This window comes from Adhaeretor mobilis (assembly GCF_007741515.1).
GTDB lineage: Bacteria > Planctomycetota > Planctomycetia > Pirellulales > Lacipirellulaceae > Adhaeretor > Adhaeretor mobilis.
In genome coordinates, this window is the sequence record NZ_CP036263.1 from 1679232 (window position 1) to 1690446 (window position 11215).

The 11215-nt window shown below is 55.8% G+C and carries 8 protein-coding genes; 5 read left to right on the plus strand and 3 right to left on the minus strand.

What is annotated here, in order from left to right; translation table 11 throughout:
* Positions 1–56 precede the first annotated feature (56 nt).
* On the plus strand, positions 57–1430 hold the full coding sequence (locus HG15A2_RS06605) for an ATP-binding protein (protein ID WP_145059024.1): 1374 nt from the start codon (positions 57–59) through the stop codon (positions 1428–1430).
* Between the two features lie 135 nt (positions 1431–1565).
* Here HG15A2_RS06605 and HG15A2_RS06610 read toward each other — a convergent pair whose 3' ends face one another.
* Positions 1566–2462: an aminotransferase class IV gene (locus HG15A2_RS06610; protein ID WP_145059026.1), complete on the minus strand. Its 897-nt coding sequence runs from the start codon at positions 2460–2462 to the stop codon at positions 1566–1568.
* A 132-nt stretch (positions 2463–2594) separates the two neighbouring features.
* Positions 2595–3617, minus strand: a complete 1023-nt coding sequence (locus HG15A2_RS06615) for a hypothetical protein (RefSeq protein WP_145059028.1) — start codon at positions 3615–3617, stop codon at positions 2595–2597.
* Between the two features lie 471 nt (positions 3618–4088).
* Between HG15A2_RS06615 and HG15A2_RS06620 the strand changes: the two genes are divergently transcribed.
* The 3 genes from HG15A2_RS06620 to HG15A2_RS06630 all read left to right on the plus strand — a co-directional run bounded on the left by HG15A2_RS06620 (position 4089) and on the right by HG15A2_RS06630 (position 7631).
* Positions 4089–4646, plus strand: coding sequence for a hypothetical protein (locus HG15A2_RS06620; RefSeq protein ID WP_145059030.1), 558 nt, complete (start codon positions 4089–4091; stop codon positions 4644–4646).
* A 127-nt stretch (positions 4647–4773) separates the two neighbouring features.
* On the plus strand, positions 4774–5763 hold the full coding sequence (locus HG15A2_RS06625) for a transglutaminase-like domain-containing protein (RefSeq protein WP_145059031.1): 990 nt from the start codon (positions 4774–4776) through the stop codon (positions 5761–5763).
* Between the two features lie 170 nt (positions 5764–5933).
* A complete protein-coding gene (locus tag HG15A2_RS06630) occupies positions 5934–7631 on the plus strand; it encodes a malectin domain-containing carbohydrate-binding protein (RefSeq protein WP_145059032.1) in 1698 nt (565 codons plus the stop codon).
* Between the two features lie 819 nt (positions 7632–8450).
* Here the strand turns inward: HG15A2_RS06630 and HG15A2_RS06635 are convergent.
* Complete coding sequence (locus HG15A2_RS06635; RefSeq protein WP_145059033.1) at positions 8451–9215, minus strand: hypothetical protein; 765 nt, start codon at positions 9213–9215, stop codon at positions 8451–8453.
* A 320-nt stretch (positions 9216–9535) separates the two neighbouring features.
* On the opposite strand from HG15A2_RS06635, the gene lysS reads away from it, so the two are divergent.
* Positions 9536–11182 carry a lysine--tRNA ligase gene (lysS, locus tag HG15A2_RS06640; RefSeq protein WP_145059034.1) on the plus strand — a complete coding sequence of 549 codons (1647 nt, stop codon included), beginning with the start codon at positions 9536–9538 and terminating at the stop codon, positions 11180–11182.
* Positions 11183–11215 lie beyond the last annotated feature (33 nt).

Here is an 11215-nt window from a genome sequence, read left to right on the forward strand (position 1 = left end):
GAGTTGAAGATAGGAAGAAGCCTCGTACACACCTTACGCATATAAGTATTGCTGCCATGAATACTCCGCTCTTGAATCCAGCCCTGATCGCTGGTAACTCGACAGACGCTAGCTCCTTTGCAGCTAATTCTAACGGGGCAGATGCAAGCGAAGGCTCCCGCTCTACTGACCAGGGATTTGTCCCTGCTGAGCCGAAGACGCTCGGAGAAGCGCGGCTTGAGGAGAGTGAAATCGAGCACTTGCTGTTGAAGCTACTGCTATTGCGCGGCACATCGACCAGTTGGGCAGCGACTGAGAATTGCGGTGTGCAACGGCCCCTGATTCTTGAAGCATTCGAGCGGCTCCGTGGTGAGTTACTCGTTGCGATTAAAGGCTCAGCAGGGTTGGAAGACTATGTGTTCCAACTGACCGAGGCCGGGCATGATCGGGCGAAGCGGCTTTCCGAGCAGTGCACCTACTCTGGTGTGGCACCTGTAGCGTTGGAATCATACATCGACGCCGTTGAGGCTCAATCGCTCAGGCATAGTAAGATTACACTGGCTGATTTGCAGGAAACTCTTTGTGAATTGAAACTCAGTGGTTCCCTACTCAGTCAGTTGGGTCAAGCGATTAACGATGGCCGCGGACTGTTCCTGTACGGCCCTCCCGGCAATGGTAAAACGAGCGTTTCTGAACGCGTCGTAAGCAGCTTCGGTGAGTATATTTGGATTCCGCATACGGTGACGATCGACGGAGAGCTGGTTCGCTTGTACGACCCACGTAGCCACGTTGCCGTTGAAGAGGCGGAAGTGAAGCAGTTGCTGGGTGAGTTTTCCTACGACCGCCGCTGGATTCTCATCCAACGTCCCACGATTGTGGTGGGTGGCGAGCTGACGATGGCTCAATTGGAGCTGCAATACAATCCGGCGACCGGTATATGCGAAGCGCCCGTGCAAATGCGAGCCAACTGCGGTGCCCTAGTGATCGACGACTTTGGCCGCCAACGCATGCCGGCCTCCGAAATGCTCAATCGGCTGATCGTGCCGATGGAAAAGCACTATGACTTTTTGAACCTAGCCAGCGGTCGGCAAGTGAGCACGCCGTTTGAGATGCTGCTGGTGTTCAGCACGAACCTTGAGCCGGGTGCGCTGGTTGATGAAGCGTTCCTGCGTCGCATTCCTTACAAGATTGAAGTGGTGAGCCCGAACGAGACGGAATTCGCCGAGTTGTTCATGCAGTTGGCAGCTTCCAACAACTGCGAATGCCCAGGCGAAGTAGTTGATTACTTGATCGAACGCCACTTCCGAGCGAAGAATCGCCCACTGCGTTACTGCCATCCCCGCGACTTGATCCGTCAGATATGCAATTTGTGCGAATTCACGGGGATTCCATTGGAAGCTTCGCGCGACACGGTGGATGTGGCAGTGCACAACTACTTTGCAGGGATTTGATCGGCTTGCTTGACGACACTTCAAAGCGGCATCGGGACGATGCGGGCCAACTCGTGTGGGGAACGTTAGTGCAGGGTTGAACTTGCAAGAATGGTGAGCATTTTCGTTAGCCCACCGCGTCCCGCGGTCGATCGTTTACCTTTTTGAGAACGCTAACGCTTGTCGGGCGAGATCTACCCCGACGCTCTCGCCCCAGGCTTCCAGTAGCTTATTGAGCGTCGCGCCAACTTTCCCCGAGCCGACAGGCTTGCCGCTTAGCCGCACTACCGGCAACAGGCAAATCGAGGTACTAGCAAAATAGATCTCATCGGCGTTTGCGAACTCCGCCGGCGATAGGTCTGCCTCTTCGCACGCGATATCGAGCTGGTTGGCGATTTCAAACAGAGCGTCTTGGCTAATGCCAGGCAGTACGTTCTTGTGTCGCGGTGTTACTAAGCCGCGATCTTCGAAGTAGGCAATCACGTTGGCGGTAGTGCCTTCGCCAATGTTTCCGTCTTGATCGAGCAAAATGGCACGCGCACCGGATGTGCATTGTTCGGCTTCACGATCGGCCAAGTAGTAGTGCATCCGGCTGCGGCATTTTAATTGTGGCGGCAGGTTATTCGCATCCAGCTGACGAACGTCCACAATTTCCGCCGCGACGCCTGTTTCGTACTGCTCGGCCCAATTGGCAAAGGGCAGGGGATTGCCGTGGACGCAGACGTTGGGACTGGCCGCATCGTGGGACTTGCCCGGTGTGATGAATGCACAAATCGACCAGTCGTCGCCCGACTGCATCAGGTCGGCATTCTTTGCGGCGAACTTCTCAATCGCGGTGCGAACCTCTTTGGCCAGTGTGGGGTTCCAGCCTACGATTTCCAGTGAGTTTCGTAGGCGGGCAATGTGTTGTTCAATCCGGTAGGGCTGATGATTGAACGTACGCAACCTCTCCACCACAGTGACGCCCATAGTGAAACCGAGATCGTTGAGCCCGATGCTCAGCGATGACTGAGGGACCCAGTCGCCATTCCAGTAAGCAGTGACATCTTTCATGGCTCTAGTATAGCCATAATTACGCAGGCCGTAACAAGCTTGGCGCAGTTACGGCGTGAACATCTGCAAGACAACGCCAGGTCGTAACTGCGTCCCTTGTTACGGCCTACGAATTGGGGCCAGTAGGTGTAGCTAGCTGCGTGGCGATTGCTTGTAGGTTGCGGAAGCCGTATTGGACACCACCTGCTGCGATGCGACTTGTTGTTTAAGCATCGCGATTTGCGGAACTGCGGCTAAGTACTTGTGGAGCGAATGATCGCGACCTACGCCTTTGGTGGCATCGTAGGAACGGAACTTGCCGTTGATTTTCGTGAGCGAGCGGGCGGCGATCCCTTCATAGCCGAGTGCCCTCGCGCCGCGTTGGCCGATGCCGAGGGCATAGAACTTCATGGCCGGGTCGTGCCTATTGTTTACGAGCATGAGGCTGTCCATCATCCGCCCAGCGCGGCCGTGATACCCTCGAGGGCTGAGCCAGCTTTGGTTCGTGGCCGCAGCGATGAGCACTGTGGGAATGGGGGCTCGCTGTGGGTGCCTGCGTTGGGTGAGTTTCAGGCCATTTAAACTTCCGCCAGCCAACAGGTGCAGGGTGCCCGTCGCAACCCTCGCGCCGTAACTGTAGCCAACGATGCCGACTGGGGTTTCGGCTGAGAGTTGGTCGACCGCCCACGCGAGTTGCCAGCCCACAGGGCGCGTGCGGGCCGCTTTCACTTGATAGTCCTTTAACTGTCCTCGGATTTGTTCCGAGGGCCACGACCAAATGATGAACCGCAGCGGCGTCGTAGCCTGACTACGGCAAAGTGTTGTGTAGACTTGCAGCCCATGGGGTTTGTCGATGCCGCTGGGAATGCGATTTCCGTGGACGTAGATGACGGTCGGCGTGGAGTCGTCAGTGATCTTGTTCCAATGAGAAGCATGCCAGCGAAGTTCTCCATCGGTATCGCGAGTAAGTTGTTCGCATCGCAGGCCTTCTTGCATCGCCTTGGAACTGCACTTGGTGCCGATGCCGCGCGTACTTACCAAGAAGATTTGATCTTGGGCAGTTGCTTTTTGCGAGTTGAGCGAATGCGTGCAGACTACGCCGACAAACAGCATGAACTGCAAGAGTAATGGCGCGACAAACAGTCGCGATCGAAGGGCGGGGGAGGGGGACTTCATGTCTAGCGGGAGATGGTTCGTGTATGGGTTTAGCAGACACGCGATAATCGCTTCATGCGATACGCATACAAAGCCACTGGCTTCTTGGGGCTACGCAAGGGTAGCACGCAAAATGGACTCGTGCGGAGTGGTGCTTGGAAAAACTATTAACGGAGAACTCCGGGTGAGGTGTAGCTCCACGGCTAGGTAGTCATTCAGTAAGTGGCGTCTCGTGTTGCAAAAAGAAATCACCAAAAAATTGCCGTGTTTAATTTGCACATCATCGGTAGTGAGGTACGTTTCCTATGTCCCGGCAGCATTGCCCTCCTGAAGCGAATGTTGCTGGGGCCCCCCCGTTTTGTTCCCGCCGCGGAACTCCCCCCTGAAGGCCATCCTTTCTTCACAGTTGTCGAAAGCTGGCTCCCTCCCCAAACTTGCGTACTCGTTGAAGTGCCCCTTCGAAACGTGTGCGCGCTCCGTGGAGTACGGACTATGAGGAATGTACCCATTTTATTATTGTTGGCTGTCGTTACCGTCGGTAACACAGGCTGTACGAGTTGTTTCGGAAAAGTCCGTAGCTTGTTCCGTCGTGGCGCTCCGTGCGGCACAACGACCGTGGCTCCTGCTGCACTTGGTGCGCCGTTGGTGATGCAAGCTCCAACCGCTGTTGCGCCCCCCGTCATGCAGGCCCCCATGGCCTATCAAGCTGCCCCTATGCAATGTATGCCGTGTCAAGAAACATGCCCTCCTTGCGGCGACACCTGTGGTGACTGTGGTAATTGTGGTTGCGGCACACAGGGCTGGGTGAGTGGTTCCAGCGGATACTTCGGCGGCTACGTCGGCGAAGGCGGTGCTGGTTGCTCCGATTGCAACGGCGGTGTCATCTACGACGGTAGCAGCTACCCGATGGAAGGCCAGACGATCGAAGGCGAGAGAGTCAACGATGGTGGCTACTCGAGCAGTATGTCCCAACCGACACCTTCAAGCAGCGGTGGCAGCACTCGTGACAACGACCCTGGTCCGTCTCGTCCAGGTTACGGAGACCGATAAGAGAATCGCGATTCATCGAAACAAGAGCCCTCTCTCTGTGCCCTCCTGAACACGGTTAGAGGGTTCTTGTCGTTTATTGGGGATAGGAAATTTGGCGTCGCGATTCGCAACAAGGTAGAATAGAGGCATGAAAAGCCTTCGCTCCTATTCAAGTTTTCTTCTCGCAGTAATGCTCGCCGCAGTTATGTTCGCGGGCAACGCTCAAGCTCAGATCGCCACACAGGCCGCAGAGGGAAACTCTCTAGCAAAATTTGGCGAGACTTTCGAGTCGAGTCTTCGCGTGGGAGTGAAAGTAGACGCCACACGCGGTGCGGTAAAAAACATTCACGCAACGATTCCCGTGCCGATCAATTGTCCCGAGCAGGAAGTGCTCAAAGAAGCCGAGGATATCACAGCCGACGTGCAAGGGTTTGGTATTCGCGATGTCAAAGGTGGCGAGGCGCAGCAGCTGGTCGTGTCGATCCCACGCCTTAATGCGGGTGCCGAAGCGCGGGCGATTCTCACTTACCGCGTGCGCACGAAAACAATCCTGCCGCCTGAGGAGACGGATCATCTTGTCGTTCCCAAGAAGGTTCAGCGAGATCAAAAGATGTATCTCGGTCGTAGCAAGAATATCGATGTGAACCATCGCAAGATCCGTGATGCCGTGAAGGAAGCCCTTGCCGAGGTTTCCGAAGACGCCACCGCCTGGGAGCGGATCGAAGCTCTGTATGATTTTGCTTTCGACAAGATCGAGTACGTTGAGGGCGAAAATATTTCCTCCGTGGAAGCACTCAAACTCTGCAAAGGCGATTGCCAAGCTGTGAGCGTACTGTTCGTGGCCATGTGCCGCACCGAGAAAATCCCCGCGCGTATGGTCTGGGCTCACGAGCACCAGTATGCGGAGTTCTACCTTGAGGACGAAGAGCAACGCGGGCAGTGGTTCCCCATCGAATCGGCCGGCACAAAGGCTTTTGGTGAAATGCCGATTGCGCGTATCATCATGCAGAAGGGGGACAATTTCACCGTGCCCGAGAAAAAACGCGAGCGCCTCAATTACGCGACCGACTACCTAATCGGCCTGCCCACGCCCGGTGGCGGCAAGCCGAAGGTGAAGTATCTGCGGGAAGTTTTTTGAGTTCGGGGTCGCTTGCGTCTTAGCTGCGCCTTCAGAAAGGCGACCATTGTTTGAGGGGCTAGCGGCTTAGGGTTGGCTGCTAAGCCGCGAGCGGCAACTCTATGCGGGCTTCTCTCGCGTCTTTTGGCTACAATGCCTCAGGAACCGACAACTCTTGACCTGAGGCGAGTATGCTGCAACTTTCCAATACGAATTCTCCGTTTACCCGGGCGACGCGTTTTGAGCAACTCGAATCGCGACTCTTATTGACGGCCGTGAACGCAGGCGGACCGGCGATAGGTTTGTTTGCAGCGAGCAGCGGTTTCGTTGGCGGGGGCAACTATACTTCGTCGACACCGGTAAGCGTTGCCGGCGTGATGGATGCAGCACCGACAACGGTGTATCAAACGGAACGCACCGGTCAGGGTGGGGGCGACTTCAACTATTCGCAAGCAGGCCTCGTGCCAGGCAATGCTTACGACGTGCGTTTGCACTTTGCAGAGATATATTGGTCGGAGAGCGGCAAACGAAGCTTTGACGTCTTGATCAACAGTACAAAGGTACTCGACGACTACGACGTGTTCGTCGAGGCGGGTGGCGAAGATCAAGCGGTTATCGAGGAGTTTACCGCGACGGCAACAGGCAGCGGACGTATCGATTTCGAATTTCTCACCGAAGCGGATAACGCCAAGGTGAGTGCCATCGAGGTTATCGGTGAAACGCAGGGAGGCGGGGAACGTGTGCTTTTCGTACGCGGTGGCGATCGCACGGGCGGCTTTTTAGAGGCCAACAACGACGCAGGGCGGACCGAACAACTGGCCGACATTAACAACTTCGAGACCAACGGTGGCAACCACGGTTGGGGCACGCTGGCGACCACTCTTCAGTCGGCTGGCATGACGGTCGAACAGATCACCGAAGGCGTGGAGAATTCCTCGGGGCCTGCCAACGGGATTCACATCGACTTCGAGTCTGTTAATTTGGCTCAGTACGACGCGGTGGTATTGGGCTCTAACAATGCCGTCTACGATACTGCAGCAATCGACGCGGTTGAACAATACATCCGCACCGGTGGTGCGGTACTGTTCATTTCCGATGCGAACTTCGGCGGCAACTGGGCCGACGCGCCAAACTCTGATCAGCAGTTCTTGGATCGCTTTGGCTGGACGATGAATCAAGACCAGGGCACGTATGCGGTATCTCGCTCCGCCGGCGAGTTTGACGTGCCCGACCATCCGATTTTCGACGGCGTAAACACATTCGATGGCGAAGGCGTATCGCCTATCGTGCTCGGCACACCTGGCACTGGTGTCACTGAGGCTTTGCTTGCCAATGCAGAGGGCTCGACGCGTGTGAACACGCCACCGTTCGGTAGCAATCAGCAGGGCAATTCGCGGAGCGTGACGGCCAACGATGCGGCCCTAACCATAGCCTATGTGGATCAAGGACGCATTGCCGGGCACTTCGATCGCAACACCTTTTTTAACCAGAACGGTGCCGGCACAAGTATTGTGCGATTTGACAATAGCACCTATGCCGTGAATTTATTCAGCTGGCTGGTGGGACGGTTCGAACCCAACGCGGACTTCGACAACAGCAGTACCGTCGATGGATTTGATTTTCTCACCTGGCAGATTGGATTTGGTGCCACGTCGGGTGCAGTTCATTCCGAGGGTGACGCGAATCTCGACGGAGCAGTAAATGGGCAAGATTTGACAGGATGGTATGAACAATACGGCGAGAGCAACTCTGCCGTAGCGGCGGCTCAATTGGCACCGGGGGACCTGATCGCGTTGGCTGCGCGAGCGGCAGCGGAGAGTACGACTGAGGACGCTGACACGGCGACTGATATGTGCTTTGATCAGCTCGGGAGTGGGTTTGCTGCCTAGTGCGGCTCATTAAGCACGCTTGATATGACGAGGCAACATGCGCCGTAGCACTTTTCATTTCTTCATTGCGGTTTGTGCAGGCTGGGCAGCACTATCAATTCCAAGCCTAGTTGGACTGGCACTACCAGCAATTCAAATTGGTGACCTGCGAGCCACTAGAGTTATAGTTGGGACGGTAGGGGTTTTATTGCTGCCCATCGCAAGTGTGGGGCTTTGGCGCGAGCAACTTTGGGGGCTCTCGTGTCTCTTAGTTGGTTTTATTACCGTGTTGGTAACCATCCCATCGGCGAGCTATTTGCACGCTGTTTGCCTCGCTGTTACGCTTGTCCGCTACCTTGGTCCTAGAGAATAGGCAAGTGCTATGCGAGAGGACGCAGGCCCGAGCGAGGCGCACGAGTTCCTGCACGAAGTTTTGATTTCTCCGCAACTCCGATGGCTAGGCAGGGCCTACGATACCATGTCAACAAACTCAAATCACCCAAATAGAAAGCGCTCAGTATTCGTTGCCGTAGCTGTAGCAGGCTCGATACTGGGCGTCAGCTACATTGGCATCGTCAGGGACTCAGCTCCGCTGATCTTAGTGGGCATAGTTTCAATTTGCCTTTCCATTGTCTGGTTCTTGGGTTGGCTTAGGGGCGGCGCTCGGAGTGGAAAAGCCTGGCTAGTGGCAGGCGCCGTCTACATTGCCTTCATGATCCTCAAGTCCTACTTCGCATTTTTTTCTCACTAGCTGCTGGGAAAAGCCAGCAGCGGCACCCGGAGGTCTATTGCACCAGCCAGAATTCGCTCCACTCGGTCCGGCCGACCTTGTAGGCGTAGTCAGCGTCGCTTTACTTCTCTCGCTTGACTGGCCAATCGTTTCGCGGGGTCGGTCAGTGAAGTTCTTCCCGCAACCCGCAACGTTCCGTCGGCGATCTCCAGAGTCTCCAGTTGCCGGCGTTGGCCCACCGACGAAATGGCAGCGGCCAGTGGGAATAGGGCAACCGGCGCTCCTTCCCGCTCAGTCCAAGCGAGCGGGATTCTCATTTTCTCAGCTGCCGTGGCGACTTGTTGAGAAATCTTTTTCGTCGAGATAGGCAGCGAGCCGGCGTGGGCGCTCTCCAGCCGAATCGATAGCATGTCCGCGTCGAGGATTTCTGGGACGGCGACCACTGTCACTACCGTGTTGATCTTTCCTTCACGGTAACGAAGCCCGAGCAGAATCCGGCCGTTTTCGAACGCGATTCGCGGATCGCTGAGTGTTGTAGGGATTTGCTCTGCGTACTGGGCGACTAAGGAGATAGCTAGCCAGCCATTGATTTGGCCTTGGCTGAATGCCGTGCTCCAGGGTGCAGGCCGCTGCGTATCGTCTACCAAGGAGGCAACGCGCTGCCGGAGTTCTTCGCTTGCGACCCGAAGCTTGGGCGGTTGGATGCTGACCGCCTGTGTATAGAAGGGATCGACTTCTTGCAAAGCCTGCCAAGTCCAGGCGAACGCGACAAGGGTGAGTACCAGTAGACCGCTGGCCAACCAACGAAACCTCTGCCAGTTGCAACTCTTCAAGATAGATAGGATCTTGTTCGAAACTCTGAGAGGACGCTTCATCGTGGTCGGCTCCTTCCGACGAGGACACGGCTGTTTCGTCTACGGCGTCGCTGATTGCTTCCTTGTCTCTTGCGGTGCGGAGCGTAGGAGGCCGCTGGGAGTGGGTCAATGGAGGGAACCGCAAGTCAGGAAAACGGAAAATGTGCTAGCATGAGGGGAATCTAGGTATTAGGTAGATAGGGTATAGGAAATTGGGAACGCTTTGAGCCTGGGCCCTAATCCCTATCTACCTAACTACCTAATCCCTAAACATGACATTGACCGCGCTTGCCGAGGCACTAGAATCCCCTCTCCCTTCCCTCCGTTAACCAACAAGACCCATGCCTGAAGAAGCCGCCGCTATTGCTACCGAAGAATCACCTACCGAGGACCTCTCTACGCTTGAAGCGAATCGCCGGGCGAAATTGGCGAAAATTTCTGAGCTAGGTCACGACCCGTGGGGCGGCCGGTTTGATGACCGGTCGCTGATCGGCGAGATCCGTGCGCGGGCTGGCGAGATTACCTACAAAGTGCCCGACGAAGCGGGCGGCGAGACAGTCCACGAGCTACCGCCGCTGGAAACCGAAGAACAGTGCAAAGCGTTTCGCCAATGGAAAGCCGACCAGGGCCGGGGTGAGCTTGTCGGACCGAAGGTGCGTGCTGCGGGGCGAATCGTCTTGCATCGTGACAAGGGCAAGCTGCATTTCATCGACATTCGCGACTTGACGGGCGATCTGCAGGTGATGGTCGGTATGAAGCAAGTCGGCGACGATTGGGAACTGGCCCAGCAGTTTGACCTGGGCGACCTGATCGGCGTGGATGGCACGTTGATCCGTAGTAACACGGGCGAACTATCCATCTTGGCTGAGAAGCTGCACTTCATGGCGAAGTCGATTGCCCCGCCACCAGACAAGCACAGTGGGCTGCAAGACCCCGAGCTTCGCCAGCGACAACGCTACTTGGACTTGATTCATACCGAAGGCGTGCTGCCGCGGTTTCTTGATCGCACACGAATTGTGGCGTCAATTCGCAATACACTTGCACAACAGAACTTTGTTGAAGTTGAAGGCCCAACGCTGCACGGCATTGCCGGTGGTGCAGCGGCCAAACCTTTTCAGACGCATCACAACGCACTGGATATCGAACTTAATTTGCGGATCGCTCTGGAATTACACCTTAAGCGGCTGATGGTCGGCGGGATTGAACGCGTCTACGAAATGGGCCGCGTTTATCGCAACGAAGGTATCAGCCAGAAGCACAATCCTGAGTTCACCATGCTGGAGGTCTACCAAGCCTACGGCAACTACGAATCGATGATGGACCTCACCGAGGCCTGCATCACGGGCGCGATCGAGGCGATCCAAGCGGTACATCCGGCTGGCGCTCGAGGAGATGCCACTAGTGAAGTGAATTACTGCCTGCCCTGGGGTGGCACTACAATTGATTTCAAGCCGCCGTTCGCACGAATGACTTACAACCAACTGTTTGCGATGCATGCTGGCGTCGATCCTGAGGACGAGCAAGCAGTTGCAAAGTTGGCCGAGTCGATTGGAATCCCCACCGAGGGACGCCACCCAGATGTGATCAAGAACGATGTGTTCGAGGAGAAGGTTGAGGACGCCCTGGAAGGACCAGTGTTCGTGACCGACTACCCAGCGAGCATTTGCCCGCTCACCAAACGCAAGCGGGACAACCCTGAAATTGCCGAGCGGTTCGAACTGTTCATTCAAGGTATGGAGGTCGCCAATGCCTATACGGAACTGAACGACCCTGATTTACAGGAAGAACTGTTCAAGACGCAACTTTCGGGACTGAGTGATGAAGACTCGATGGCCAAGATGGACCATGATTTTATTCGTGCTCTACGCTACGGCATGCCACCGGCCGGCGGGTTGGGTATTGGTATCGACCGATTAGTCATGTTGCTGACGGGTACGCAATCAATACGCGATGTTATTCTATTCCCGTTGTTGCGTCCTGAGCGTTAATGCTCATTTAATTTCACACCACCCAAGGATGGG